Origin of the sequence: Maridesulfovibrio ferrireducens (assembly GCF_016342405.1) — a bacterium.
Classification (GTDB): domain Bacteria; phylum Desulfobacterota; class Desulfovibrionia; order Desulfovibrionales; family Desulfovibrionaceae; genus Maridesulfovibrio; species Maridesulfovibrio ferrireducens_A.
This window is the reverse complement of sequence record NZ_JAEINN010000007.1, coordinates 73,423-99,198: the sequence shown is the minus strand read 5'-3', so window position 1 is coordinate 99,198 and position 25,776 is coordinate 73,423. Positions and strand designations below refer to the sequence as shown.

Genomic DNA, 25,776 nt, shown 5'->3' with positions numbered 1-25,776 from the left:
TTAAGGATATCAAAAATGAGAAATTACCTGCTTGAAGATATATACGAAGAAGACTTAAAAAAGATTTCCAAGGCTCTTACTGACCTTGAATTTACCGGTGGATTAGAAGGAATTTATTACATTCCAGTTCCTGAGGATCTATTACAGACCGAACAAAAAGAACACATCAACGAATGCGGTCCGTACTTCATGGCGTTAGAAGTACTTGAAGATGGTCTTAAACTTGAACTTCTGGTTCGCGCACGCAACAAACTGCGTTGTTCCTGTGTCTGTTACGCGACGACTGACCAGCGTAACCACATGCTCGATTATCTTGATAATTTCATTAACGATCTTGAAATTTCTCTGTAGTAATAGCTTCCTAAGTCTTCGGAAACATTACTAGTGAAATTACCTTTATCAATACAAGAACTGGACTCAGAGTATGCACGGTTATGCCTTGATATCGAAAAATTCGGTAATCTTAAATCAGGCACAAACTTTGCTTCGCAAAAATTGCTCATAGCGGTTTCAGGTGGAATAGACTCTACCGCCCTTCTGATTATATCAACCCTGCTGGCCCGTAAATCGGGTGGCAGGGTTTTCTGCGCTCATATGGATCACAACCTTAGAGAAGAATCCTGTCAAGATCTTGATTTTGTTGAAAAATTATGCTCGGATTTAGGTGTTCAATGTGCATGTAAATCTGAAAAGGTTAACGATTATGCTGTTACCAAATCAATCGGTCTTGAAGAAGCAGGTAGGATTTTACGGTATAATTTCTTCAACGAATGCATGAAGAAATTTGACACTTCATTTTTAGTTCTGGCTCATCATCTTGGAGATCTCTGTGAAGACGTAGTAATGCGCCTTATCCGCGGAGCGGGCTGGCCTGCTCTTGGCGGGATGGATGCCTATGATCCTAACAGAAAGCTTCTTAGACCTCTGCTTACGACGAATAAACTGCAACTTGAAGAGTTTCTAAAAAGCATCGATTGCCCATGGCGGGAAGACAAAAGCAATTTTTCGGATAAATGGACCAGAAACCGAATTCGTAATCACATAATTCCATTGCTGCACAATGAAAATCCAAGTTTCGGTACCAGCATTGCCAGACTAAAAAGTCAGGCCGATCAGGATCAGGATTACTGGAATAGTGAAATAACAAAAAGTTTAAAAAAGCTGGAACAACTTGATGGCGGAGAATGGCTAGCACCTTGCTCACTGTTAAATAAAAGCCATCCAGCCTTAAGATGTCGCCTTTTTAAAAAAATCATAGAAAAACTTGGTAAAGGGCATGCCCTTGCCGATTCAATAACTCTCCTTGATAATGCCTACTCTGCCCGGAAAACAGGATCAGTATTCCAATTTCCAGCTGGAAAAACAGCGACAATTACAAGAAAAGGTATAGTGTTCAAAATTTCCCAGAGATATTGACAGCGAAAGCGGCAGGGTTTAAACCTTGTGAAATTTGTTACTAATTCATTAGGAGGACTACAATGAATATTCTTATTTTCGGACCTAACGGTAGTGGTAAAGGAACTCAGGGCGCTCTTGCTAAGAAAAAATTTGATCTTGATCATATCGAATCAGGTGCTATCTTCCGTAAACATATCGGTGGCGGAACTGAACTTGGAATGAAAGCTAAGGCATTCATTGAAAAAGGCGAACTCGTACCTGACGACATCACCATTCCTATGGTACTCGACGTTCTTCAGTCTTCCGATGAAAACGGCTGGTTGCTTGACGGCTTCCCCCGTTCTATCGTTCAGGCTCAGAAACTTTGGGAAGCTCTTGAAAAAGACGGCGTAAAACTTGATTACGTTATCGAAATCCTTCTTCCTCGTGAAACTGCTAAAAACCGCATCATGGGTCGTCGCCTTTGCGAAAATGATCCTAACCACCCTAACAACAAATTCATCGACGCTATCAAGCCTGATGGAGACAAATGTCGCGTATGTGGCGGAGCTCTTACCGAGCGCGCTGATGATCAGGACGAAGAAGCAATCAGCAAACGTCATGACATTTACTACGATGACAAGACTGGTACCATTGCAGCAGCATACTTCTATAAAGATCTCGCTCCTAAAGCCGGCTTCAAATACATTGAACTCAACGGCGAAGGTTCTATTGATTCTATTAAAGAAACTCTCATGGCTCAGCTTGTATAATCCGGTTTATACCAGATTGAATTATAAAGCCCTTCTACCATCAGGTAGAAGGGCTTTTCATTTAGCAACATAAAAACAAAAAAATTCATGCTGTTTTTACAATAAAAATATCCCGGCCAGACCAAGCAAGGAAAGAAATCCTAAACTGTCTGTAATCGTTGTTAAGAATATTGAAGAAGCCTGCGCCGGATCACGACCAAATTCTTTTAGAATAATCGGAATAGCTCCGCCGACCACAGCCCCCATAAGCATATCAATAAACAAAGCCCCGGACATTACCATTGCAAGAGCTGAATTGTCAGTCAGCATATAAACAGCCATAAGAACGAGAAAAGCTATACAGACACCATTAGCAAGTCCGATCTTGAGTTCACGAAAAACTGCGTTCCAAGATTTTTTGCGATCAAATTTTTCCGTTGCAAATTGTCTGATCATAACAGCAAGAGCCTGCTGCCCGGTATTACCTGCCTGATTTGCAACAATCGGCATCAGAACCGCTAAAATAGCCATCTTGGCGATATTAGCCTCAAATAAATGAACTACCCAAGCTGAAATAGCTGAATTAGCAACATTTATAACAAGCCAAGGAAGTCTCTTTTTAACAGAATAAGTCCACGGAGAATCCGTTGTTTCGTCAGTACCCGCACCAACCATTGACTGCATATCTTCACTGGCTTCTTCATTAATAATGTCAATAACATCATCAACGGTAACAACTCCCAGCAGTCTATGCTCAAAATCTGTGACAGGCATCGCAAGAAAATTATAATGGCCTATAAGTCTGGCAACTTCTTCTTTGTCCACTTCATAAGTAACGGAAATCAAATGCTGATTATGAATTAATTCTTTTAATTTTTTTCCGGGACGGGAAATAAGAAGGTCGCGCAAGGAAACCGCACCGGTCAAATGGTTTCTGCGGTCAACAAGATACGCGTAATAAGGAATGCTTTTATCTTCAACCTCTGCCCTGATGGATGCAATTGCCTGATCAACAGTCAGATCTTCAAGAAGAATTGCAACCTCGGTGTTCATAACACCACCGGCCGTTTCAGGATCAAAGGTGAGCAGAGTCGAAATTTCTTCTCTGTCTTCAGCTTTTATTTGACGCAACAAACTCTCGCGCAAATCATCATCAAGCCCTTCAAGAATATCAGTCGCATCATCCGGAGACATAAACTCCAAAATACGCGCAGCCATTCCTAAATTAAGCTTTTCGATCAGTTCTCGCTGGTCATATTTTTCCATCTCGGCAATAGAATCAGCGGCATCACGAATTGGAAGCTGTTTGATGAACTTTACCTGTTCATCCAGCCCTAATTCTTCGATATGGTCAGCAGCATCCGCAGGATGCATAGCATCAATAACCCGTTGGTCAACTTCACCAACAAGTCCTTTTCCGCTTTCTTGCCATTGCCTGAGTGGTTCAGGTATTCCTTTTGCCCTTTTCATTGCGCTCCAACTAACTTAAATACAACTAAAGGTCAAAATTTCTTAGACTGTAACAATTCTAATAACACTTTGTGAAATCCTTCTCAGCCCTTGTGCCCATTAGAAAAAACGGATACCAAAAATTGCTAATAGTTCTTAAACTTTATGTTACAAAATATTAACAGGTACAATATGACTGACAATAAATTCGATACATTCTTTCAGGCTGAATCAAAAATGTTCCTTTTAGCAACAATTAGAATAGCTTTGAGTGAAGATGGGCCGGACCTGACTTCACAGGGATTATTCGAACCTGAAGATCTGGCAAATGCTCAGATCATTGCAAAAGAAGAAACTATTGTTGCCGGATTACCACTTATTCCCCTTATTCTTGAATTTGCAGACAAAGATAACGTTTGCAAAGTTCATTTAAATGTTGATGAAGGCGACAGAATTTCAGCCGGAACACTTATAGCTGCCATTCAAGGTCCAGCCGCAATACTCCTGAAAGCAGAAAGAGTTATGCTTAATTTTCTCTCCCATCTATCCGGAATAGCGACTCTTACCAATAAGTATGTTAAAGCACTTGATCATAGTGAAACAATTTTGCTGGACACAAGAAAAACTATTCCAGGACTTCGCTACCCTGAAAAATATGCTGTTCTTGTAGGCGGAGCTCAAAATCATCGTCTAAATCTTGTTGAAATGCTGATGTTAAAAGATAATCATATTGATAGAGCCGGATCTATTACGCTCGCAGTTGAAAAGCTTCGTAGCAAATATGAACCCTGCCCGCCCATAGAAGTAGAATGCCGAAATCAGCAGGAAGTTGATGAAGCGATAGCTTGTAAAGTTGAGCGTATAATGCTCGACAATATGACTTTTGAAGAAGCAAAAGCTTCGATAGCAACGGTTCCTGATTCAATAGAAACAGAAATCAGCGGAAACGTGACTCTTGAAACAATTGCACATCTTGCAGAAGCCGGCCCTGACTATATTTCCGTGGGAAGAATCACACATTCTGCAAAGTGTTCAGACATGAGCATGCAAATATATTCAATCTAGGATTTATTAAAATGTATTCCAAAATTATCAGTGACATAAAAGCAAAATACGGAAGTAAGCTGGCCATTCTTGGGCACCATTATCAGGCTGATGAAATAATCAGACACACTGATTTAAAAGGAGATTCACTGGAACTCGCTCGTCAGATTGATAAGCTTAAAGCCGAATACATTGTTTTTTGCGGTGTGCATTTTATGGCTGAATCTGCGGCCATCGTCCGTAAAGCTAATCAAAAAGTATATATACCGGACCCTTCAGCTGGATGCGTCATGGCCAACATGGCCCCTGCCGAGTTGGTTGATACTGTTTTGACAAAAATTCTTGAAGAAAGCGGCAGAAAGATAATTCCATTGGCTTACGTCAACACCCCTGCCGCAGTAAAAGCTGTTTGCGGTAAACATGGCGGATCTGTCTGCACTTCTGCAAATGCCGAAAAAATGCTGAAATGGGCACTCGAAAGAGGAGACGGAGTTCTTTTCCTTCCCGATAAAAACCTCGCACTCAACACAGCTGACAAACTCGGCATTCCAGAAAATAAAAGATTAATTCTTAATATCCGCAAGAAAGGTGAAAAGCTTAATGTTGAAGAAACTCTGGACAAACAGCTTTTAATTTGGCCCGGACTTTGTGCTATCCATCAAAAATTCAAGATTTCTCAAATAGAAAATCTCCGTAAAAAATATCCGGGAGCAAAGGTTGTCGTACACCCTGAATGCCCGCCTGAAATAGTTGCGGCGGCTGACGGAGATGGTTCGACGTCTTATCTTATTAAATATGTCACTGAAGCTCCAGTCGGTTCGACTATTATTATTGGTACTGAAACCAATTTAGTAAATAGGCTGGCTAAACAGTTCCCTGATAAAAACATCCTTCCTTTAAGTGTAAGTTTTTGTAGCAACATGGCTAAGATAACTGAACAAAAACTTGCCGAACTTCTCCAGAACCTTGAAAGTGCCGAATTTGAAGACGTATCAGACAATATAAGAATTCCCGCCAAAGTTGCCCTTGAAAGGATGCTTAAGGTCTGTGCTTGATTCAAAAGTAATTAACCTTTAGCCGGAAACCTTAATGGCAACCGTCAATTGAGATAAATTGCATGCAAGACAACCGAATGAAAACTGATGTTTTAATTATCGGAGCAGGAATATCCGGCTGTATATCAGCTTTAACCGTAGCGGAAAAAGGTGTCGAGGTAACACTGTTAACTCAGGGAGACGACCTTTTCACAGGTAACACCAGACTGGCCCAAGGTGGCATTGTTTATACCGGTCCGGGAGATTCTCCTAAAATTCTTGAAAAAGATATCAGAACAGCCGGATGGGATTATAACAATATAAAGGCCATCCGTACCTTAACGAAAGAGGGTCCGGAAGCGCTGAAACATCTGCTTCTGGAAAAATATCCTGTTCCTTTTGCCTGCGATGAAAATGGTGACTACAGCCTGACTCGTGAAGGTGGACACACCGTGCCCCGCATACTCTACTGTGCGGATCATACCGGACATTCCATCATGGAAGTTCTTTCAAAAGCTGTAGCAGATCATCCTAATATCACCGTCTGTACTCAGCGAACAGCTGTTGACCTTTTGACAAATCATCATCACGCGAGAGGAACCGAGTTTAAATATTGCCTCAGCAATAAATGTCTCGGAGCATATGTCTATAATGAATCCATAGATGCTGTTGAAACTATACTGGCTGATTTTACTGTATTAGCAACAGGTGGACTCGGTCAGATTTATTTGCATACTACGAATTCTACCGGATCTATCGGGTCCGGAGTGGCTATGGCTTCACGTGCGAAAGTCAGAATTATAAATTCAGAAATGGTACAATTTCACCCTACTGCTTTTTATCAGGGTACACGCTCAAGAGCGAGCCGCCGATTCCTGATATCTGAAGCCGTTCGCGGTGAAGGAGCAAAATTAGTAAACTGTTACGGTGAAGCGTTTATGCCACGCTACGACCCAAGAGCAGATCTTGCCCCGCGTGACATCGTAACTCGTTCAATTCAGGAAGAGATGCTTAGAACGGGAGAAGAATGCGTCTACCTTGATGCCGCAAACTTTGTGAAACATGATTTAAAAGAAAGATTCCCCACAATTTATGGAACTTGCGCTGAAGCCGGTACCGATATCACAAAGACACCTATTCCGGTTGTTCCTGCCGCCCATTACTACTGCGGAGGAATTCTTGTGGATGAAAAAGGAAGAACAACTCTGGACAGACTTTATAGTGTTGGAGAATGCTCCTGTACAGGCGTTCATGGCGGAAATAGACTAGCTTCAACCTCACTGCTCGAAGGAATGTTCTGGGGATATACCTCCGGTAAGGATATGGCGTCAAAGATTTCTAAGAAAACAGCAATTAGCAAGAAATTGATGAACGCAATTCCTAATTGGGAAAACTCCGGTACAAATGAAAATGAAGATCCGGCTTTGATTGCTCAAGACTGGATGTTGATTCGCAGTATTATGTGGAACTATGTAGGAATAACAAGATCTACTGCCCGTCTCAGTCGTGCAATGTACGATCTGCAAAATCTCAACAGAGATTTAAGATCATTTTACAAAAGAACGCCGATCAGTAGACCTATTGTTGATTTATTTCACGGCTGTCAGGCAGCTCTTTCTGTTACAGCTGCTGCGATTAAAAACAAAAAAAGTCTCGGGTGTCATTATAGAGTTGATTAACAACATTTATTGAAAGTTTATAAAAATAGGCTGTGAGGTTAACCTCACAGCCTATTTTTATAAGCGCGGTTTAGAGCTGGTTTGATAATTTAATACTGTAGCAGTCATTGTTATAACCGCAGCGAGAATGCTTTCTTCATATTGAGGAAGAAATCCACTGTTATGAAGATTCGGCGGATTAATTGATTGTGTTTCATATAATTCCATATCAGAGGAACTAGTCACGCCGGTAAAAAACATACAGCAAGGGATTTCGATCGAAGCTGACGTTCTGTATAGCGCAAAATCTTCACTACCCATAACCATATCAGCTTCAACAAAATGATCTTTACCCAAGTGCTCTTCTACAGCGTCTTTTACTATTGCCGACAAATCATTATCATTAATTGTTGCCGGAAGCTCATCATCCTTTTCCATCGTAATAACAGGGAAAATATTTTCAGGAAAATCCATTGTTAAGGCTTCGTTACGGCAGATACGCTTAATTGACCGCAAAATATGATCACGTGTTTCAGAATCAAAAAATCTGGCTGTTAATTCCATAACAACTTTTTCAGGAATAATATTAGACCTTGTTCCACCATGAATAGAACCTATTGTAACAACTGCCGGAGTAAGAGGATTCAACTCCCTGCTGACTATTGTTTGAATCGATGAAATGATTCGAGCTGCCAGCACAACAGGATCACGCGTTTCATGCGGAGCTGATCCATGCCCGCCTATCCCGCGAACTAAAATTTTAAGTTGAAAAACTCCTGCCATCACCGGACCGGGCCTGACAGCTATTGTTCCTGCTTTAACTTTCGGGCGAACATGCGTTCCGATACAATAGTCGGGCCGTCCGAATTTTTGAAATAAGCCATCATCTATCATGGCTCTGGCTCCGGACATTGGTTCTTCTGCCGGCTGCCCGACAAACAGAATCCTGCCGCTCCAACTATCTTTTAGTTTTGATAAAGTTTTTGCAGTTCCGACAAAGGCAGCCATATGAAGATCATGCCCGCACGCATGCATAACGCCTACAGAATTGCCAGAGCCGTCTACAGCCTGAACAATGCTGGCATATTCTGCCCCTGAATTTTCGGTAACAGGGAGTGCATCCATATCAGTGCGGATCATAACCGTCGGGCCGTCTCCATTTTCAAGAGTTCCGACAATTCCAAATCCACCGATATTACGCGTGACATCAATTTCGCAATTTTCAAGCTGATCAGCCAAAACACATGAAGTTTCTTTTTCCTGTCCAGAAAGTTCTGGATTAGCATGAAGGTGCTTATACAACTCAACCAAAGAATTCAATTCTGACAAAACAATCTTTCTCAAATCCATAACCACAAAATCCTTAAGAAATTAAAATCATTATTCTTTGTTCTGACTAATGGCGGAAACTTCTGTGTGAGCACGTCTTTTAGCGTCTTCAATAAGCGGATGCAAAAGCCCTACAATATTACGAACATTCAGATTTTCAGCTTCCTTTGAGCAAAGCAGAATGTCCAGCGCTTCAAGTCCGTGAAAAATATAATCTACACTCTTTTTGATATCTTTCATTTCTATCTCCTCAGATAAATATTATATACTTAAAACCATCAAAATTGTATTAGTAGCAAGTACTGATGTCTATGAATAATTGTTCATTTTTCGGACATTCTCTACGTTTTTATAGGAGAGGTTGCCAATGAGCTATAAAGTTGTTTTTCATATAGATTGGGATGATGATCAAATTTTAAAAATGGCTCTTGTAAATATTGAAAATTTATTAAAAGACCCTTCTGCTATTTCTTCAAAAATTCATCTGGTTGCAAATGGTGAATCTGTCCGTTTTTTCCGAAAAGAATTCTGCGGCGAAAATTATCCTAAAATAAAAAAACTTCATTCGAACGGCGTTCGATTTTGTATATGTAACAATTCTCTCAACAAGCTTAAATATAAACCAGAAAACATGCTGGATATCTGCGAAATAGTATCAACGGGAGTTATTGAAATTTGCCGACTACAAGATGCAGGATTTGCTTACATCAAGCCTTAAATTGTATAACTATTAAGTTTCAACAAAAGTCACTTTAAATTCAAACACAAAAAAGCCGTAACTTTTACAAGTTACGGCTTTATGCACTCATGGTGCCGAGGGGGGGACTCGAACCCCCACGGAATCTCTTCCACTAGCCCCTCAAGCTAGCGTGTCTACCAATTCCACCACCTCGGCAAGAGGTGAATAATTCAAAGAACGATCCGACTTAGAGGGATATGATGTCTGCAACCGTTTCGACAAGAAAGTTACTACCTAATTTTTAATTTATCTACAAGATGTTTTTGTTAATAATTAGCCAGAATATCGAAGATTATTAGTTCCCTAAACAAAACACAAAAAAGCCGTAACTTTTACAAGTTACGGCTTTATGCACTCATGGTGCCGAGGGGGGGACTCGAACCCCCACGGAATCTCTTCCACTAGCCCCTCAAGCTAGCGTGTCTACCAATTCCACCACCTCGGCAAGAGGTGAATAATTCAAAGAACGATCCGACTTAGAGGGATATGATGTCTGCAACCGTTTCGGTAAATGAGGGTCTACCGAGTTTTGAATTTATTTGCAAGATGTTTTTGCAAATAACCGTTCAGAATATTTAGACTTCTCAGTCTATATATATTTTTCAGATGGTGCCGAGGGGGGGACTCGAACCCCCACGGAATTTCTTCCACTAGCCCCTCAAGCTAGCGTGTCTACCAATTCCACCACCTCGGCTCTGAAAAATCTGAACCTATATTATCAAAGATCTTTTAACTAACTATTTTGTTTCTTCAGTCTTAGCAGCTTCTGGTTTTTCAAAAGTAACCACTGGCTTGTCGACTTCAGGCATTGGGGTAACAATTCCGTCGCCTTGCAGCATTATGGAATCATCTGAAACCTTGTTACCGGCAAGGTAATTGTAACTAAGCGATGTAATCAAAAAAACCGCTGCGAGAAAAGAGGTAATTTTAACTAGAACGCCGCCTGCTCCGGTACTACCGAAAACAGAGCCACTTCCTCCACCGAATATAACCCCCATATCTTCCTTTCCGCTCTGTAAAAGAACAAAGATAATCAGGAAGATGCAGGCGATAATGTGTACTGTAATTACTAGCGTTTGCAAAGCGTTTTTTTCCTTTTTTTTTAACCCGGATTAAGGCGTATTTTTATGCCAGAGCAATCTGGCTGAAACTTTCGCCGTCCAAGCTCGCGCCTCCTACCAATACACCGTCGACATTGTCAAGGGATATTATTTGCGCGCAGTTGGCCGGTTTAACACTTCCACCATATAATATCCTGATTTCATTAGCTTTTTCAGGAAAAATATTTTTTAGCTTTTTTCTAACAAATCCATGAGCTTCGACGATTTCATCAATTCCGGCTACTTCTCCAGTTCCAATTGCCCACACAGGTTCATAGGCAATTACTATGGAATCAGGAGAAAAATTTGCAGGAATTTCAGACAATCCGACTTCAAGTTGCTCATCAATTACCTGCTGAACTTTTCCAGCCTTTCTCTGTTCGATGGTTTCACCGATGCAGAGAATCATCGAAAGTCCGGATTTTAAACCGAACGCCACTTTTTTACCAACAAATTCGCTCGACTCTCCTAATACATGCCTGCGCTCGGAATGTCCTGCAAGAGAAAATCCGCATCCGACATCTTTAAGCATTTCCGGTGATATTTCTCCGGTAAAGGCCCCTTCCTCGGCAGGATACATATTTTCCGCACATAGATGACAGTCAGCCCTTCCGGCAAGCACAGACCCGACACTTTCGAGAGCTGTAAACGGAGCTGCAATGAGAACGTCTCTGTCACTAGGCAATTTACCGTCAATTCGTGAAATAAAATCCTCTGCGGTAGCTTTCGCTTCTGCACGGGTTTTATACATCTTCCAGTTAGCGGCCATCAATTTTTTCATTTATCCAGATTCTCCTTCAAGGCTTTGAAGGCGGGAAGCTCTTTTCCTTCTAAAAACTCAAGGAAAGAACCGCCTCCTGTGGATATGAAGGTGAAGTCGTCTTGCAGTCCAGCCTTGTGTACAACTGCATCGGTATCCCCTCCTCCAACGATGGTAGTGCCGTCAGATTCAGCCATAGCCTTACAGACTTTCATTGACCCTTCAGCAAAAGCAGGCTTCTCGAAAAGTCCCATCGGACCGTTCCAGACGATTGTCTTGGCTTCTGAAATAACATCACAAAATTTTTGAATACTAACCGGGCCGATATCAAGAAGCATTCCGTCATCAGGAACGTGGTCAGCATCACAAACACCGGAAGCTTCGTCAATATTTCTGCCCCACACAAAATCTTCGGGAAGATGAAGATCTGTACCGGAAGCAGCAGCCTTGGTCATAATATCACGGGCTATATCAACAAGCCCGTCTTCGACCAGAGATTTACCTACATTCTTACCTTGTGCAAGAAGGAATGTGTTAGCCATAGCACCACCGATAATAAAATGATCAACTTTACCAATCAGATTATTGAGAATACCCAGCTTCGTCGAAACTTTTGCGCCACCGGAAATAGCAATATAAGGCTTCTTAGGATCTTTGAGAGCTTCACCAAGATTTTCCCATTCCAGCTTCAAAAGAAATCCGGCACAACATTTCTTAGAATGATAGGGAACATCCACAACCGAAGAATTGGGTCGATGAGCAACCCCGAAAGCGTCATTAACATATACATCCGCAAGAGCAGCCAGCTTTGCACCGAAATCGCCTCTTTCTTCTGGAGTCTTTCCCTGCTCCTCAGGATGGAAACGTAAATTCTCAAGCATCAAAACCTGACCGGGCTTAAGATCTGCAGCCATTTTTTCGACTTCTGATCCAATACAATCAGGAGCAAGGGGAACATCTATTCCAAGATATTCCGACAGACGCTTAGCAACAGGTTTAAGGCTGTATTTGGCAACTCGTTTACCTTTAGGCTTACCAAGGTGAGCCATTATGATTACCGCAGCTCCTTTTTCCAGAGCATACTTAATAGTCGGAACTCCGGCTTTAATACGATTGTCATCGGTAATTGTTTCACCATCAAGGGGAACATTAAAATCCACTCTCAGAAGAACTTTTTTACCGGCAATGTCGAGTTCGTTAATGAAGCGCATAGTCACTCCGCATTTTGTAAAGTTATATTATACAGTTAAGCAAAAATTACAACTCCAGATCATAAAGAAGCGCATCTTCATTCGTATCCGGATAATATTTTTTGCGAACTCCAACCTGCTTAAAACCTAAACTTTCATAAAGGGATATAGCAGGAATATTTGATTCTTTGACATCAAGAAGACCTTTAACAACATCTGTTTTGCGACATTGTTCTAGCAACGCCAGCATTAATTCTCTACCGATCCCGCGTTTTCTAAAATCAGGATGAACTCCTAAATTTAAAACTTCCATTTCATCAAGAACCATTGAATACGCCAGATAACCGACAAGAATACCTTCAAATAAATATCCAAGAACATAGAAGGCTCTTCGTTCAAGTCCCAGTCGGAATTGCTCCTCAGTCCAATGGTAATCGAAACAAACGCATTCAAGTTTTCTGAGCTCACTAAGAGATTCCAGCCCCAGTTCGACTATCATTTGGTCACAAGTAGTGACTTCTGTGCTTTTCATATTGTAAACTATCTGTCAGTAAAACAGGACTAGAAGGTGAAGTTCATAAATAACGTGAACTTGATTCTTTTACACGCAATTTGGGTGAATTGGAAGAACACACAATATATAAAACAAATAGTAATCCTAAAAAAGTGAAAAATAAAATAAACCATGTCGAAGTCGTCGACATTTTAAATCGTCCTTTTGCGAATATGGACCTAGTTGAAGTTCATAGACAGTCATTGAAACATAGATCGGTGATTGTTCTTTTGTATGATAGCAACGGGAAACTATACTTACAAAAAAGAAGTACCGAAAAGAAACAATACCCTGGTCGATGGGATGTTTCAGCCAGTGGACATGTCTATGCAAAAGAATCGGTTAAAGATGCAGCTTTCAGGGTCTTAAACTCTAAGCTTAGAATACAGAACACTAATATAAGAGACATTACAGAGCTGAAAGCTTCTTCTGAAACTGGATACGAATTTATAACAATCTTTGTTTTAGATAAAATAAATACAGTCTCGGCTCCCAATTCAGACGAGGTGGATTCTGGCTACTTCTACTCTATAAGTGAACTGGACTGGTTACTTAAAGAATGCCGTGAACTTCTCGCTCCAACACTGGTTTATCTAAATGATATAGGATTGTTATATAAGATGAAATAGCACGGAGCTATAAACAAGATCTCAAAATATTTCCAAGCGAATCATGAAGCTTGGAATTGGTGGCAAGAATACCGGGTGAAAAAAGATTGAACTCACCGTTATTATAATCTGAGACTGTTCCGCCAGCCTCTTCAACAAGCAGCCATCCGGCTGCTGTATCCCACGGTCTCAGCGCATTTTCATAAAAACCATCATATCTACCGCATGCCAGATATGCCAGATCCAAAGCGGCAGCTCCCGGCCTGCGTACTCCCTGAGTATTCATAAGAACTTTATTCAAAGCTTTAGTAATGAAGTCGACATGGTCTTCTATGGCGTACGGAAAACCTGTTGCTATGAGAGAATCTTCCATGCTCGCACAATCTGAAACATGAATAGTCTCACCATTCATAAAAGCCCCGCCACCTTTAATTGTCGTAAAAATTTCATTCAAAATCGGCAGGTTAATTATCCCGAGAGCTATAGAATTATCAATCCATAAAGCAACAGAAGTTGCAACCATGGGTAATCCATGAGCAAAATTAGTTGTTCCATCAAGCGGATCAATTATCCATGTCCGGTCAACAAGCTCAGCATTTCCAGCGGTTTCTTCTGCTAAAAAAGAAGATCCCGGAAGTATTTTTGAAAGCTCTTCTTTAAGAAAAAGCTCTACCGCCAAATCAGTCTCAGTAACAAGATCAATACGGCCTTTGTGCTTTATGTTTTTAGGTTTTTTCCACCCTTCTTTGATAATATTACCAGCTTCAAGAACAACACAGGATGCTTTTTTAAGGATAGAATTCATATAATAAAATTGGGGTATAAAATTTAATTAATATAGACTTTTTCAAAGCCTTTATCTCTTTGGAGGCTTAAACCGGTTCCTCTGACAACCGTGGTCAGTGGATCGCTATCAATAATAACCTTAAGAGAAGTTTCACGGTTTATCAGGATATCAAGTCCCTTTAAAAGTGCGCCCCCTCCAGCCAAAAGCAGTCCGTTTGTGGCAATATCGCTAACAAGTTCAGGCTGAGTATTTTCAAGAGCAACCCGAACAGATCTGACAATCGCGGCAACCGGATCAGCGATTGCTTCCCTAATATGGGCATCAGTAATTTCAATAGCTTTAGGCTTTCCGTCTATTAAATTTCTACCTGAAATTGTCATTGTCAAAATTTCCGGCAATTCAATAGCAGAACCGATAGTTATTTTAGCTCGTTCCGCAGTATTTTCACCGATTAACAATTTAAATTCATCTTGAACATAACGCATAATAGCTAAATTCATTTCGTCACCCGCAACCCGTACGGACTGGCTGTGAGCGATGGAAGACAGCGTAATAACGGCAACTTCAGTCGTTCCGCCACCGATATCAACAACCATATTACCTTCCGGATCATGAATGTTAAGCCCGGCTCCGATAGCAGCAGCCATAGGCTCTTCAATCAAACGAACTTCACGAGCTCCGGCCTGTTGTCCCGATTCAATAACTGCACGTTTTTCAACTTGAGTAATTCCGGTAGGAACACAAATAATTATCTTTGGCTTAACAAGATTACGCTTACTGATAACTTTCTGAATAAAGAAAGAAATCATTTTTTTGGTAACTTCAAAATCAGCAATAACCCCGTCTTTCATCGGGCGAATAGCTTTAATTTTATCCGGAGTTCTTCCAAGATACTCTTTGGCTTCTTTGCCCACGGCAATAACTGACTCATCACGAGCATCAAGAGCAACAACGGACGGTTCATTTAGAACAATTCCGTCTTTAGGAGTGTAAAGCAAAGTATTAGCGGTACCAAGGTCCATGGCAAGATCTTTACCCAGAAAGCTCATTAATCTAGCCCATAACATATATTATAGCCTCTTACGTGAAGGGGTTAATTATCATTTATCAGAACCGGGTTACTCTTTGCAGGGGTTACCTTCTGCAAAGCTGTCCTTGCTTCCGCAAGTCTGCTCTTTAAAAAAAGATTCTCGAGAAATTGCGTCAAATATTCAGAAACCATAAACAAAAAATCTTTCAGATCTTCAGATATCTTTAAAGGTTCATTATTCGCAAGAACTAAAACCCCTCTTGTTTTCTTCTGAAAAACAAGCGGAAGACAAATTACACTTAAAAATTCCTGAGTAGCTGCACTGGCCCCAAGCACACCTGAGCATGCCTGCCCCTGACTGTTTTCGTCAATGAAAATAGATTCCTGATTTTTGTAAACCCAGCCGACAAGACCGCTTCCAAGTGGAAAAGCAATAGACTTAGAGTCGCCTTTTTGGAGTATAGCCTTATTCTCCCCTTCTACATAAAAGGAGGTTCCTCTTTGGTCGATAACAGTCAGAAAAACATAAGAATAACCACTTGCTGCAGCCGTTATGTCTAAAAGATTATCAAGAAAAGCATCCCATTTAGGCTGTCTTTTACGAAGGTCATGAAGCAGTTTCAAGGTCAAAAAGTATTCATTTTTTTTCCCTTCGGCATCTGCAGAACTGATACAAGTAAGTATCGATGTAATCATTTTACCGAATTGAGAAAGAATTTTTAAATCTTTAGTACTGAATGAATATGTCCGCTTGCTGTCCAAACAGATAACTCCGAGAGCTTTATCAAGCGGAGTCCCCATGAAAGCTTTAATTCGTCCGTCTTCCTTTGAATCGTAATAACCAAGCGGAGTCGCGCCTTTTCTATCCATATTATTTATAAATAGCGGTTCACTTTTACTAAGAACTATTCCAGACAGACTTTTTATCTGTAGCGGACTTCCGATAGGTTTTACATCGTCTCCAAGACTGAAAAAATTCGAAAGACTATATCCATGCTGTCCGTCAGGCAAATATAAAACAACGGTATGTGCTTCAAAGACATTGCAGACAATGCTAAGAATATTTATCAAAATTTCATTTCTAGGCATTGTCTATTTATCCCTGCATTCGATAAAAAAATCTATATTTCTATTATAAGTTTTTTCTTGTTCAGCTGTAAAATAACACGCTGGCAACTGATCCTTTCCGCGATGATAATGCAAACATTCGCAACAAATACCGTGCCTGGAGCATCCTGTATAAGTACACGGACATTTAAAAGCCTCTTCCTCTACATTATTACATTTATCAGATCTCACAGTATTCAATCCTTTATATAACTTTCTAATACATTATTTTGTTTTTAAATCAAATCCGATCTATTCTTATTTGAAAGAATCATGGCGGTCAATAAGCATAGGTTTTCCTAAATCTAATTTCTATACAAAATCTAGAAAAAATTCATTGTAATTCATTACAGTTCGATATATTCATAATGCCATAAGTATATTTATAAAGATTTCGTTTCCTTTTTTAATGATTAAAAATACGATTTAAAATCGGTACGGATTAAGTTTTCAAACCTTCGATCTTTGCAGGGTTTATTTATGTGGCAGAAAGCTTTTTCCAAATATATGGGGGAAAACCCCGAAGCGACAGCCCGCAATGAAGGTGAACTCTATGACCTTAAGTCACTTGATGGGCTTAGACTTTACCTTGACCATGTTCACATAAAAAACTGCCTTCTGCGCCCTTATTTCGAACAACTAGAATCCTATCCCCTTGTTGACGCACGAGAATTACTTCCTTCTTTTGAAGTAGATTTATATGAATATAAAAAATTGCCAGGCTTCAGTATGGTTGCGCTTGAACGCCCGATTAATTTTTTTCAAGAAATTTTCCAATTTGACATATTGCACAGCCCGGCTCTTAACAAAAATTCGAAAGACTCGAAATCGTGCCCTCTTTTTAATTCGATTCTCAAAAGCAATATTGAAACATTCGAAAGCAGACTTCCTAAAAGATCCCACAAAGATTTTCTAAGCGAATACGGATCCGCTGACATTTCCGACATTGAAACTTACGGAAAAATCCTTCCGCACCTTCTTGAAATTGAACGCGCTCATGTTATGGCACAGGATGAGTCCGGAAAATTTTATCTTTCAGGTGTGTTCGGATCACTGCCTTCAGATTTAGATACTGAACTTAAAAGATTCGGAATTAAAATCGGTAAATTTAAACCCGGCGACAACCGTCTCTACGAATTAAACAGGCTTTTTGTTTATACATTTTTAATGGAATTACACGGTTTTCCAATCGTATCTGAGCGAAGAACTTCCTCAGCTCTTTTCGCCCGCCGTCTTTTTAGAATGAGTGAAAAATTCATGGTAAGGGTTCTCGGACAATCTGATAGAACCATAACATCTCTATTCTCGCATCCAAAAGCAAAACATTATCCACGAGTTGAAAAAATAGCTCTGGTACAAGTCAGCCGCGACAACAAAGAAACTTTAGCCGAGCTAAAAAAAGGCGGATTTCTTGTTGATGTAAAAAAACGTGTGGTTATTTTAAAAGTAAGATACCGTCAGCACAAATTTAATATGGAAAACGTTCGTGAAGATCGTGCCCTGTCTGTTTACAAACAAGAAGTTATCCACCCTTTGACGGGTGAATGTTCAACACGCTTTAATATAATCAAAGATGCCAGTAGCATGACTTTGCTGCTTAACGATATTGTACGTGGTGAATACGCGGGAAATATCGTTTATAAGCGAAATGAACTCATTCAGGATACTGAAACTCATGAACGGCGTTTAAAATTTCTTTTCGCATGGCTTTCTAAGCACCAACGCAGAATTGTAGGTTATTCAGAAGAGTTTTATTCAGGTGTCGTTAAAGTATTGGACAGTTACCTGCTTGCGCCAGACAACTATGAACCGTTCAATGACCTTTCTGATCTGTATCAAGAGGTTTGGTCCAAATATAGTTACATCCAGCAGGCTAGAAAACTGAAAATACTTGAAGATCTTAAAGATAGAATGTTCCGTGGCAAAAAAATTTCCTACTTGGAAATGCTTCAAGAAATGACCGGAATTATGAATGATCTTAAATTTGAAATAGTTAACTATTTCGACAAACTTGTAGCGACCACGCTCAGTATTGGCGAAAGGGTATTAAATGATCCTTATCTTAGACGCAATTATATTTGCCGCCAGGATGAAGAGCTTACCGAATATGGACTTAAAGTAAAAAAATATTATGGACGCCTTGTTGTGCTTTTAGATGAATTTAAATCAATTCGTAAAAGCCGTACCAAATATGAAGATGGTGCAGCTGTAAGCGGAATGTTTTAATTTCATACATAAAAACACATAGACTGTTTTTTCAGCCTATATAAATAAACTATCAGTTTTGAATCGGAGGATAATTTGTCATCTTTACGCACGACCCCTCTTACTGAATGGCATCGCGAAAATGGAGCTAAACTGGTTCCGTTCGCCGGCTTTGAAATGCCTGTTCAATATGAAGGTATTATTATTGAGCACAAACATACCCGCGAAAAAGCAGGTATCTTTGATATCAGTCATATGGGTGAATTCTTAATCTCCGGAAAAGGAACCAAAGACGCACTTAATAAATTGGTTACGCAAAATCTGGATACACTCGCCCCCGGTAAATGTCGCTATGGTTTTTTGCCTAACGATGAAGGCGGTGTGCTTGATGATTTGATTATCTACTGCCTTGCCGAAGATTCTTACATGCTCGTTATTAACGGAGCATGCGAAGAAAATGACTTTAACTGGATCGACAGTCATCTCCCAGACGGTATTAATTTCGAAAATGTATCTTACGAAACTGCCAAAATAGATTTACAAGGTCCTCTCGCTCTTGAAGTTCTGGAAAAAGTACTCGGTAGAGATTTCAAACATCTTAAATATTTTAATTTTGAGCAGACTGAATTTGACGGCTATAAACTAATAATCAGCCGTACGGGTTATACCGGAGAACTGGGATATGAATTCTATCTCCCTTCCGACAAAGCTATTACACTTTGGGAAAAATTGATTGCTGACGATAAAGTTGAACCTATAGGACTCGGCGCTCGTGATACTTTACGCCTTGAACTTGGATATCCACTATACGGCCAGGATTTGGATACAAAGCACAATCCTCGCGAAGGCGGTTATTCCTTTGTATTAGCCGACGATGCATTCACAGATGTTAAAGAGATATTAATTCCTTTAACTATCAAAAGCCGTCGTTCAGCTCGTCATGGAGACAAAGTTCTGCTCAACGGTAAAGAAATCGGAGTTGTCACAAGTGGCTCGTTCTCACCCACGCTGAGATATTCAATTGCTCTTGCTTATGTTCAAGCAGATGCTGCAGAGTCCACAGAATTTCTTGTCAAAGGAGCACGAGCTGACCTGAAAGCTATGAAAGGTGAACTGCCCTTCTATAAAGAAGGAACAGCGCGCAAGAAATTTGATTAGCCGATAACCAGACGGTTTTAAATCTTCATCAAAGCTCCCGTAAATATTTATATTTGCGGGAGCTTCTTCATTAATTTGTGTAGAAAATAAAACTACATATATATGATTTAATCTTATTATGTCGAAAATGAAATAATAAGAAAAGAACCTCTCTTTTCAGCATATTATACAACAATATGAGCATGTTACGTAAAATAAAGACATTTTTACTCTCTTTTGATTTTATTTACAAATTTATACACTTCACACCTTTTTCACTACATTTAAAGAGATAAAACGTTAAATACTGGCTACTTATAAAATAGCATCCTGTGCTATACTCTTAATAATCAAAACTTGCAGTTGTGTCAGTCGCACAACAAGCAAGTTTTTTTTTTAAATTCTTATCTATGTGTATAGTTTGAGTTTAGATGAATTCATTATTTGTATTTGAATATCATTAATTTTTCTTGAACGAGCTATAATTATTAACTTTTTGCTAACTGTACAGTTTTTAAATGACAATTGAAGACTTAATAACTCTTAACCTTAATAGATCTGATCAGAGATGAATGAATTCATGAAAATTCTGAATGGTTCTAACAAATCAATTGAGGTCATGGCGTTTCAATTGCCCTTTAATGGTCTTGGCATTTCTCTGGAAACTTGCGCTGCTGCTGCCGAGGAAATGAGTATATGTTACTCTTCATATTCTTCATTACCTCCAGTGTTTGGGGACATTGCAGACAGCCCTGTTTTTGCCGGTTTATCCGGATACGATTTGCTTTTGACTCTTGGGCGAGAAATTCGCGGAAGATAACTCAAACAAAATTTTAAGGAGCGATGATGAGAATTAATCGTAGAGATTTTGTGAAACTTACTACTGTTGCAGCCGCCGGGCTTGCTGCAGCGCCCGCATTCGGCGGACTCAGTAAGGCATTTGCGGCTCCGGCAGTTGATCGGGCCAAAGCTCTTGATCCGAAATGGACCAAGCAAACAACTTCAGTCTGTGCTTTCTGTTCAGTCGGTTGTGGTCTGTTAGTAAACACCTCCCTCGAGACCAAACGTGCGGTCAACGTTGAAGGTAACCCAGATCATCCTATCAATGAAGGCGCTCTCTGTGCCAAGGGCGCAAGCTCAATTCAAATGACAGAAAACCCGGACCGTCCCGGAAAATTTCTGTATCGCGCTCCTTTCGCCGAAGAATTCGTAGAAAAAGACTGGGACTTCTGTAAAAAACGCATTGCCCGTCTTATCAAAGATTCCCGCGACAAATCTTTTCAGGAAAAGAACGATAAAGGTCAGACTGTCAACCGTACCATGGGAATCGCTTCTCTTGGTTCAGCTGCGCTGGACAATGAAGAATGTTATGCAATGCACAGCTTCATGCGTTCTTTAGGTCTGGTCTATGTTGAACATCAGGCAAGGATCTGACACAGCGCAACAGTTGCGGCTCTGGTAGAGTCGTTCGGGCGCGGTGCGATGACAAATCACTGGAATGATTTACAAAACAGTGATTGTATTTTGATAATGGGCAGTAACGCTGCCGAAAACCATCCTATTTCCTTTAAGTGGGCTGTAAAAGCACAGCAGCGCGGCGGCAAGATTATTCATGTCGACCCACGCTTCACACGTACATCAGCTAGATCTGATGCATATATTGCTTTACGCTCAGGTACTGATATTGCTGTCCTCGGCGGCATGATCAATTACATTATCAAGAATAAAAAGTACTTCCAAGAATACATGATCAACTATACCAACGCCTCTTTTATTGTTGGTAAAGATTACGGATTCAAAGACGGCTTATTCAGTGGATTCGATCCTGAAACTAACTCATATGACAAGTCCAAATGGGCTTTTGAGCTGGACGACAAGGGTATTCCAAAACAAGATAAGAGCCTGAAAGATCCTCAATGTGTATTTCAGATTCTTAAAAAGCATTACGCACGTTATACTCCTGAAAAAGTATCCTCCATATCCGGTGTTTCCACCGAAGATTTGGAACTGCTTTACAAGACATACACAGCGACCGGAGTAAAAGGCAAAGCCGGAACAATCATGTACGCAATGGGTTGGACTCAGCATTCAGTTGGGGTTCAGAACATTCGTTCCATGGCAATGATTCAGCTCATGCTCGGTAACATCGGTATTGCCGGCGGTGGTGTTAACGCACTTCGCGGTGAGTGTAACGTTCAGGGTTCAACAGACTATGCACTGCTTTACCATATCCTTCCCGGATATCTTAAAACTCCGCTCGCAGGTCAAGATACTCTCGATCAGTACAATAAGACATATACTCCAGTCAGCACCGACCCTGAAAGTGCCAACTGGTGGCAGCATTATCCAAAATATTCCGCCAGTCTTCTGAAGGCTATGTATTCTGATGATACTCCGGCGGAATCTTATAATTATCTTCCACGTCTTGATTCGCACAAAGCCAGTGTTTACTCATGGATTCCACTAATCGACAGAATGTACGAAGGTGGATTCACCGGTGGTCTTATATGGGGTATGAACCCAGCTTGCTCAAGTCCTGACTCAGTCAAAACTCGTAAAGCTCTCACCAAACTAGACTGGATGGTCAACGTCAACCTCTTCCGTTGTGAAACAAGTGACTTCTGGAAAGGTCCGGACATGGATCCTAAAAAAGTCAAAACTGAAACTTTCTTTATTCCTTGCGCTTCCGCAATCGAAAAAGAAGGATCAGTTTCCAACTCCGGTCGTTGGATGCAGTGGCGCTATCAAGGCCCTGACACATTCGGTGATGTAAAGACTGACGGTCACTACTTCCATGAAATCTGGGAAGAGCTTGCTCATCTTTATGAAACTGAAGGCGGCGCATATCCTGAACCGATCACACATCTCAGCTTTAATAATATGTGTGAAAAGAACGAAAAAGGACATTACGAATTCAGCGCTCAGCAGACAGCGAAACTTGCTAACGGCTGGTTCACAAGAGATACTGTCGTAAAGGGTAAAACCTTTAAAAAAGGTCAGCAGGTTCCAAGCTTTGCTTACTTGCAGGATGACGGTTCCACTACTTCCGGTAACTGGCTGTATTGTAACTCAGTATCCGATGACGTGAACAAATCTGAACGTCATGATGCTACTCAGACCAAAGAGCAGGCAAAGATCGGATTGTTCCCGAACTGGACATGGTGTTGGCCTGTTAACCGCCGTATTCTCTATAACCGCGCTTCTGTAGATAATCAGGGTAACCCTTGGAATCCGGATAAAGCTGTTATTGCATGGAACGGAAGCAAATGGGTCGGTGATGTTCCTGATGGCGGATGGAAGCCCGGAACCAAACACCCATTCATTATGCGTAAAAACGGCTTCGGTCAGCTATTCGGTCCCGGTCGCGCAGATGGACCATTGCCTGAATATTATGAACCGCTCGAATGTCCGGTCTCAGATCACCCATTCTCAAAACGCTTGCACAGCCCGACCGCTATACAGGTTAAGAGCGAAGAAAAAGCTGTTTGTGATCCACGCTACCCATTTGTCGGAACCACTTATCGTGTGACCGAACATTGGCAGACAGGTTCAATGACCCGTTGGCAGTCATGGTTGGTTGAAGCGGAACCGCAGATGTTTGTAGAAATCAGTCCCGAACTGGCTGAACTCCGCGGAATCGAAAATGGCGAAAAAGTTACCATAGAAAGTGTTCGTGGTTCACTCTGGGCAATTGCAATCGTTACTAAACGAATCAGCCCTTACCTGATTCAGGGGCAACAAGTTCATATGGTCGGAATGCCTTGGCATTACGGCTGGGTAGCACCTCTCAACGGTGGTGACTCTGCTAATATTGTTACTCCGAATGTTGGTGATCCGAATACTGGTATTCCTGAATATAAAGCCTTTATGGTTAATCTGCGCAAGTGGAAGGAGGGTGACAAATAATGAATGGTAAAAGTTTTTTTGTAGACCTCACCCTTTGTACCGCCTGCCGCGGTTGCCAGGTGGCATGTAAGCAGTGGAAAAAACTCCCTGCTGAAAAGACCCGCAATATGGGGTCTCACCAAAACCCGCAGGATCTATCTTCTAAAACCCTTCGTCTCGTGCGCTTTAATGAAGTGGAAGACGACAAAAATAAACTGAACTGGTTCTTCTTCCCAGAACAGTGCAGACATTGCATTGAGCCGCCTTGTAAATACACGGTTAACATGTATGCTCCCGGCGGAGTTGTTCAGGACCCGGAAACCGGCGCAGTTATCATGACTGACAAAGCCAAAACCAAAGTCGGAAAAGTTGAAAGCTGGGAACTCTGTCCTTACAATGTTCCACGCCAAGACCCTGAAACAGGTATTTGGAATAAATGTGACATGTGCATAGACCGCGTTCAGATGGGAATGCTTCCCGCCTGCGTACAGAGCTGTCCTACCGGCACCATGAATTTTGGTGACCGTGAAGAAATGCTCGATCTTGCAAATAAACGTCTGGCAGAAGTCAAAAAAACTAAGCCGAAAGCTTACCTTGCTGATCCTGAAGATGTCCGCGTTATCTACCTGTGCGAATCAGCACCGGATAGCTATCACGAAAATCTTCTGGCTTCAGCAGATCAGCGTAATACTTTAATGGCTAACGGCCCTGCTCCGACAAAAAGCTCGCGCCGCGGATTTTTGACAGCGGCTCTCGGCAAAAAGAATAAAGCCTAAACAGACACACAAAAAGGAAATAAAATGAAAAACTTATTTATCGTGTGCCTGCTCTGTATAGGCATGACGGTTTTAACTATCGCGGCTAACGCTGACGACAAAGCGGGTTTTGAAGCTCCTGAAGATGAAATTATGATTAATTTCATCAAAGGTAACAGCAAAGACGATCTCGGAGTTGCGTTCAATCACTCAAGTCATGAAAATTATGAATGTGTTGATTGTCACCATGCTCTTAGAAAATCCAAGGTTCCAACAAGTTGTGCAACTTGCCACAACAATTTTGAACCAGTCCCGGCAAAAGGTTACAAGTCTTACTTTAAGGCAATGCATATAAAGCGTAACAACGAAAAACGCCCTTCATGCGTATCCTGTCACATTAAAGAATTCGGAAATGATCCAGAAATGACCGGATGTACAGCTTCCTCATGTCATCCGGATGGAATCAAGTAACCGAGTTACAGTCTAAAATTGCAACAGATCGTTAAGATCCGTAGCACTCCACATGAAAGCCCGTCTGCACTTAGTGTAGACGGGCTTTCTGTATTTGAAGCAAGATACCGGGATTTAAAATTACCCGGCCACATCTTCTTATGATAAAAATTAGAACACTACACTAAAGAAAAAAACCAGCCCACGAACACAAATCATTTATCCTTTAAAGAATATAAAACAAAAGTCTTACCGTATGAAACTGATTCACTATAAATAATGCCTAAACCTGAAGCTATAGTATAAGCATCCACAAAAGGCTCATTATTAAGCTTACTATACATTTCTACATATATAAGCTTACGTTTTTTACCACGTATAAAATCTTCTTTTTCCCTTACAATTCGGCACTCCATTTTAATCTTACCATGAGTGGATCGACCATAGATAACCCATTTTCTACTTGTAAAATCAAGCATGATGTCAGTCTTATCAAAAGTTGTATTATGAAGAATAATTTTACCATCTTTAGCTTGCAACGTATAGTTATTAACGAGATCTTCTTCCCCTCTTATAATACGTACAACTTTCTCAGAGAGTTTATTTTTAGCTATATTCTCTTCCGTTACGTTGCCAGTCAAAAAACGTGTTCTTTCTTCAATAGAATAAACCCCTTCTTCTGATATCGCTGTGCAAGTTCGCCTCGTAACAGCCCCCTCGCCATCTTCTAAAAGGATTGTTTCCCCTAATGGTGGACCTAAGAAAAGGGTAGTATCCATTTCTTTCTTATGTTGGCATGCAGAAAGGACTGTAGAAGAAATCAATAT

General features: G+C 40.8%; 25 protein-coding genes and 3 tRNA genes. 14 read left to right on the top strand and 14 right to left on the bottom strand.

Translation table 11 applies throughout. From position 1 onward, the window contains the following. Positions 1 to 15: 15 nt before the first annotated feature. The 3 genes from JEY82_RS09365 to JEY82_RS09355 all read left to right on the top strand — a co-directional run bounded on the left by JEY82_RS09365 (position 16) and on the right by JEY82_RS09355 (position 2,150). Positions 16 to 351: a hypothetical protein gene (locus JEY82_RS09365; protein WP_304085152.1), complete on the top strand. Its 336-nt coding sequence runs from the start codon at positions 16 to 18 to the stop codon at positions 349 to 351. Between the two features lie 33 nt (positions 352 to 384). Further along, a complete protein-coding gene (tilS, locus tag JEY82_RS09360) occupies positions 385 to 1,416 on the top strand; it encodes a tRNA lysidine(34) synthetase TilS (RefSeq protein WP_304085151.1) in 1,032 nt (343 codons plus the stop codon). A 62-nt stretch (positions 1,417 to 1,478) separates the two neighbouring features. Beyond that, entirely contained in the window at positions 1,479 to 2,150 is a 672-nt protein-coding gene (locus JEY82_RS09355) for an adenylate kinase (RefSeq protein WP_304085150.1), read from the top strand. 96 nt (positions 2,151 to 2,246) lie between these two features. On the opposite strand, the gene mgtE is transcribed toward JEY82_RS09355, so the two are convergent. After that, positions 2,247 to 3,599: a magnesium transporter gene (mgtE, locus tag JEY82_RS09350; RefSeq protein ID WP_304085149.1), complete on the bottom strand. Its 1,353-nt coding sequence runs from the start codon at positions 3,597 to 3,599 to the stop codon at positions 2,247 to 2,249. Between the two features lie 171 nt (positions 3,600 to 3,770). Between mgtE and nadC the strand changes: the two genes are divergently transcribed. From nadC to nadB, 3 genes are all read left to right on the top strand, one after another. Next, the gene (nadC, locus tag JEY82_RS09345) at positions 3,771 to 4,643 is read left to right on the top strand and encodes a carboxylating nicotinate-nucleotide diphosphorylase (protein ID WP_092161671.1); all 873 of its coding nucleotides are present in this window, start codon (positions 3,771 to 3,773) and stop codon (positions 4,641 to 4,643) included. Positions 4,644 to 4,654: 11 nt separating this feature from the next. Then, complete coding sequence (gene nadA / locus JEY82_RS09340; protein WP_304085148.1) at positions 4,655 to 5,677, top strand: quinolinate synthase NadA; 1,023 nt, start codon at positions 4,655 to 4,657, stop codon at positions 5,675 to 5,677. Positions 5,678 to 5,739: 62 nt separating this feature from the next. Then, complete coding sequence (gene nadB / locus JEY82_RS09335) at positions 5,740 to 7,335, top strand: L-aspartate oxidase (RefSeq protein WP_304085147.1); 1,596 nt, start codon at positions 5,740 to 5,742, stop codon at positions 7,333 to 7,335. A gap of 57 nt (positions 7,336 to 7,392) precedes the next feature. Here nadB and JEY82_RS09330 read toward each other — a convergent pair whose 3' ends face one another. Both JEY82_RS09330 and JEY82_RS09325 read right to left on the bottom strand, forming a co-directional pair. After that, positions 7,393 to 8,664: a M20 family metallopeptidase gene (locus JEY82_RS09330; protein WP_304085146.1), complete on the bottom strand. Its 1,272-nt coding sequence runs from the start codon at positions 8,662 to 8,664 to the stop codon at positions 7,393 to 7,395. 30 nt (positions 8,665 to 8,694) lie between these two features. Beyond that, complete coding sequence (locus JEY82_RS09325) at positions 8,695 to 8,883, bottom strand: hypothetical protein (protein WP_092161391.1); 189 nt, start codon at positions 8,881 to 8,883, stop codon at positions 8,695 to 8,697. A 127-nt stretch (positions 8,884 to 9,010) separates the two neighbouring features. Here JEY82_RS09325 and JEY82_RS09320 point away from each other — a divergent pair, with 127 nt between their 5' ends. Beyond that, positions 9,011 to 9,361 carry a DsrE family protein gene (locus JEY82_RS09320; RefSeq protein WP_304085145.1) on the top strand — a complete coding sequence of 117 codons (351 nt, stop codon included), beginning with the start codon at positions 9,011 to 9,013 and terminating at the stop codon, positions 9,359 to 9,361. 90 nt (positions 9,362 to 9,451) lie between these two features. Here the strand turns inward: JEY82_RS09320 and JEY82_RS09315 are convergent. The 7 genes from JEY82_RS09315 to rimI all read right to left on the bottom strand — a co-directional run bounded on the left by JEY82_RS09315 (position 9,452) and on the right by rimI (position 12,964). Further along, positions 9,452 to 9,538 (bottom strand) — tRNA-Leu (locus JEY82_RS09315). Positions 9,539 to 9,740: 202 nt separating this feature from the next. After that, positions 9,741 to 9,827 (bottom strand) — tRNA-Leu (locus JEY82_RS09310). Positions 9,828 to 9,989: 162 nt separating this feature from the next. After that, positions 9,990 to 10,076, bottom strand: a tRNA-Leu gene (locus tag JEY82_RS09305). A gap of 43 nt (positions 10,077 to 10,119) precedes the next feature. Further along, positions 10,120 to 10,464: a preprotein translocase subunit SecG gene (secG, locus tag JEY82_RS09300; protein WP_092161387.1), complete on the bottom strand. Its 345-nt coding sequence runs from the start codon at positions 10,462 to 10,464 to the stop codon at positions 10,120 to 10,122. Between the two features lie 43 nt (positions 10,465 to 10,507). After that, a complete protein-coding gene (tpiA, locus tag JEY82_RS09295) occupies positions 10,508 to 11,263 on the bottom strand; it encodes a triose-phosphate isomerase (RefSeq protein ID WP_304085144.1) in 756 nt (251 codons plus the stop codon). After that, positions 11,260 to 12,453: a phosphoglycerate kinase gene (gene pgk, locus JEY82_RS09290; RefSeq protein ID WP_304085143.1), complete on the bottom strand. Its 1,194-nt coding sequence runs from the start codon at positions 12,451 to 12,453 to the stop codon at positions 11,260 to 11,262. The genes tpiA and pgk overlap by 4 nt, the downstream gene beginning before the upstream one ends. Before the next feature lie 46 nt (positions 12,454 to 12,499). Continuing rightward, a complete protein-coding gene (rimI, locus tag JEY82_RS09285) occupies positions 12,500 to 12,964 on the bottom strand; it encodes a ribosomal protein S18-alanine N-acetyltransferase (protein WP_304085142.1) in 465 nt (154 codons plus the stop codon). 194 nt (positions 12,965 to 13,158) lie between these two features. On the opposite strand from rimI, the gene JEY82_RS09280 reads away from it, so the two are divergent. After that, a complete protein-coding gene (locus JEY82_RS09280) occupies positions 13,159 to 13,614 on the top strand; it encodes an NUDIX domain-containing protein (protein ID WP_304085236.1) in 456 nt (151 codons plus the stop codon). A gap of 7 nt (positions 13,615 to 13,621) precedes the next feature. Here JEY82_RS09280 and JEY82_RS09275 read toward each other — a convergent pair whose 3' ends face one another. Genes JEY82_RS09275 through JEY82_RS09265 form a run of 3 tightly spaced genes read right to left on the bottom strand, consistent with a single transcriptional unit; the run spans position 13,622 to position 16,499 of the window. Next, a complete protein-coding gene (locus JEY82_RS09275; RefSeq protein ID WP_304085141.1) occupies positions 13,622 to 14,398 on the bottom strand; it encodes an inositol monophosphatase family protein in 777 nt (258 codons plus the stop codon). A gap of 23 nt (positions 14,399 to 14,421) precedes the next feature. After that, positions 14,422 to 15,447 (bottom strand): rod shape-determining protein, encoded by a 1,026-nt coding sequence (locus tag JEY82_RS09270; RefSeq protein WP_092161379.1) that lies wholly within the window; start codon positions 15,445 to 15,447, stop codon positions 14,422 to 14,424. A 26-nt stretch (positions 15,448 to 15,473) separates the two neighbouring features. Next, positions 15,474 to 16,499, bottom strand: coding sequence for a GAF domain-containing protein (locus tag JEY82_RS09265; RefSeq protein ID WP_304085140.1), 1,026 nt, complete (start codon positions 16,497 to 16,499; stop codon positions 15,474 to 15,476). Positions 16,500 to 16,997: 498 nt separating this feature from the next. Here JEY82_RS09265 and JEY82_RS09260 point away from each other — a divergent pair, with 498 nt between their 5' ends. The 6 genes from JEY82_RS09260 (at position 16,998) to JEY82_RS09235 (ending at position 24,970) form a co-directional block, all read left to right on the top strand. Beyond that, positions 16,998 to 18,743, top strand: coding sequence for a hypothetical protein (locus tag JEY82_RS09260; protein ID WP_304085139.1), 1,746 nt, complete (start codon positions 16,998 to 17,000; stop codon positions 18,741 to 18,743). 75 nt (positions 18,744 to 18,818) lie between these two features. After that, entirely contained in the window at positions 18,819 to 19,880 is a 1,062-nt protein-coding gene (gene gcvT, locus JEY82_RS09255; RefSeq protein WP_304085138.1) for a glycine cleavage system aminomethyltransferase GcvT, read from the top strand. 559 nt (positions 19,881 to 20,439) lie between these two features. After that, positions 20,440 to 20,679: a hypothetical protein gene (locus tag JEY82_RS09250; RefSeq protein ID WP_139167353.1), complete on the top strand. Its 240-nt coding sequence runs from the start codon at positions 20,440 to 20,442 to the stop codon at positions 20,677 to 20,679. Between the two features lie 26 nt (positions 20,680 to 20,705). Next, a complete protein-coding gene (fdnG, locus tag JEY82_RS09245; protein ID WP_304085137.1) occupies positions 20,706 to 23,765 on the top strand; it encodes a formate dehydrogenase-N subunit alpha in 3,060 nt (1,019 codons plus the stop codon). Further along, positions 23,765 to 24,520 carry a 4Fe-4S dicluster domain-containing protein gene (locus tag JEY82_RS09240; RefSeq protein WP_304085136.1) on the top strand — a complete coding sequence of 252 codons (756 nt, stop codon included), beginning with the start codon at positions 23,765 to 23,767 and terminating at the stop codon, positions 24,518 to 24,520. The genes fdnG and JEY82_RS09240 overlap by 1 nt, the downstream gene beginning before the upstream one ends. Positions 24,521 to 24,544: 24 nt before the next feature. Next, positions 24,545 to 24,970 (top strand): cytochrome c3 family protein, encoded by a 426-nt coding sequence (locus tag JEY82_RS09235; protein ID WP_304085135.1) that lies wholly within the window; start codon positions 24,545 to 24,547, stop codon positions 24,968 to 24,970. Between the two features lie 194 nt (positions 24,971 to 25,164). On the opposite strand, the gene JEY82_RS09230 is transcribed toward JEY82_RS09235, so the two are convergent. Beyond that, entirely contained in the window at positions 25,165 to 25,728 is a 564-nt protein-coding gene (locus JEY82_RS09230; RefSeq protein ID WP_304085134.1) for a hypothetical protein, read from the bottom strand. Between the last annotated feature and the right edge of the window lie 48 nt (positions 25,729 to 25,776).

What these genes read in the sequence shown, in the direction of transcription:
- JEY82_RS09365 (WP_304085152.1), top strand. Translation starts at nt 16, where the DNA reads ATGAGAAATTACCTGCTTGAAGATATATACGAAGAAGACTTAAAAAAG.
- JEY82_RS09355 (WP_304085150.1), top strand. Translation starts at nt 1,479, where the DNA reads ATGAATATTCTTATTTTCGGACCTAACGGTAGTGGTAAAGGAACTCAG.
- mgtE (WP_304085149.1), bottom strand. Translation starts at nt 3,599, where the DNA reads ATGAAAAGGGCAAAAGGAATACCTGAACCACTCAGGCAATGGCAAGAA.
- nadC (WP_092161671.1), top strand. Translation starts at nt 3,771, where the DNA reads ATGACTGACAATAAATTCGATACATTCTTTCAGGCTGAATCAAAAATG.
- nadA (WP_304085148.1), top strand. Translation starts at nt 4,655, where the DNA reads ATGTATTCCAAAATTATCAGTGACATAAAAGCAAAATACGGAAGTAAG.
- nadB (WP_304085147.1), top strand. Translation starts at nt 5,740, where the DNA reads ATGCAAGACAACCGAATGAAAACTGATGTTTTAATTATCGGAGCAGGA.
- JEY82_RS09330 (WP_304085146.1), bottom strand. Translation starts at nt 8,664, where the DNA reads ATGGATTTGAGAAAGATTGTTTTGTCAGAATTGAATTCTTTGGTTGAG.
- JEY82_RS09325 (WP_092161391.1), bottom strand. Translation starts at nt 8,883, where the DNA reads ATGAAAGATATCAAAAAGAGTGTAGATTATATTTTTCACGGACTTGAA.
- JEY82_RS09320 (WP_304085145.1), top strand. Translation starts at nt 9,011, where the DNA reads ATGAGCTATAAAGTTGTTTTTCATATAGATTGGGATGATGATCAAATT.
- tpiA (WP_304085144.1), bottom strand. Translation starts at nt 11,263, where the DNA reads ATGAAAAAATTGATGGCCGCTAACTGGAAGATGTATAAAACCCGTGCA.
- pgk (WP_304085143.1), bottom strand. Translation starts at nt 12,453, where the DNA reads ATGCGCTTCATTAACGAACTCGACATTGCCGGTAAAAAAGTTCTTCTG.
- rimI (WP_304085142.1), bottom strand. Translation starts at nt 12,964, where the DNA reads ATGAAAAGCACAGAAGTCACTACTTGTGACCAAATGATAGTCGAACTG.
- JEY82_RS09280 (WP_304085236.1), top strand. Translation starts at nt 13,159, where the DNA reads ATGGACCTAGTTGAAGTTCATAGACAGTCATTGAAACATAGATCGGTG.
- JEY82_RS09275 (WP_304085141.1), bottom strand. Translation starts at nt 14,398, where the DNA reads ATGAATTCTATCCTTAAAAAAGCATCCTGTGTTGTTCTTGAAGCTGGT.
- JEY82_RS09270 (WP_092161379.1), bottom strand. Translation starts at nt 15,447, where the DNA reads ATGTTATGGGCTAGATTAATGAGCTTTCTGGGTAAAGATCTTGCCATG.
- JEY82_RS09265 (WP_304085140.1), bottom strand. Translation starts at nt 16,499, where the DNA reads ATGCCTAGAAATGAAATTTTGATAAATATTCTTAGCATTGTCTGCAAT.
- JEY82_RS09260 (WP_304085139.1), top strand. Translation starts at nt 16,998, where the DNA reads ATGTGGCAGAAAGCTTTTTCCAAATATATGGGGGAAAACCCCGAAGCG.
- JEY82_RS09250 (WP_139167353.1), top strand. Translation starts at nt 20,440, where the DNA reads ATGAAAATTCTGAATGGTTCTAACAAATCAATTGAGGTCATGGCGTTT.
- JEY82_RS09240 (WP_304085136.1), top strand. Translation starts at nt 23,765, where the DNA reads ATGAATGGTAAAAGTTTTTTTGTAGACCTCACCCTTTGTACCGCCTGC.
- JEY82_RS09235 (WP_304085135.1), top strand. Translation starts at nt 24,545, where the DNA reads ATGAAAAACTTATTTATCGTGTGCCTGCTCTGTATAGGCATGACGGTT.
- JEY82_RS09230 (WP_304085134.1), bottom strand. Translation starts at nt 25,728, where the DNA reads ATGGATACTACCCTTTTCTTAGGTCCACCATTAGGGGAAACAATCCTT.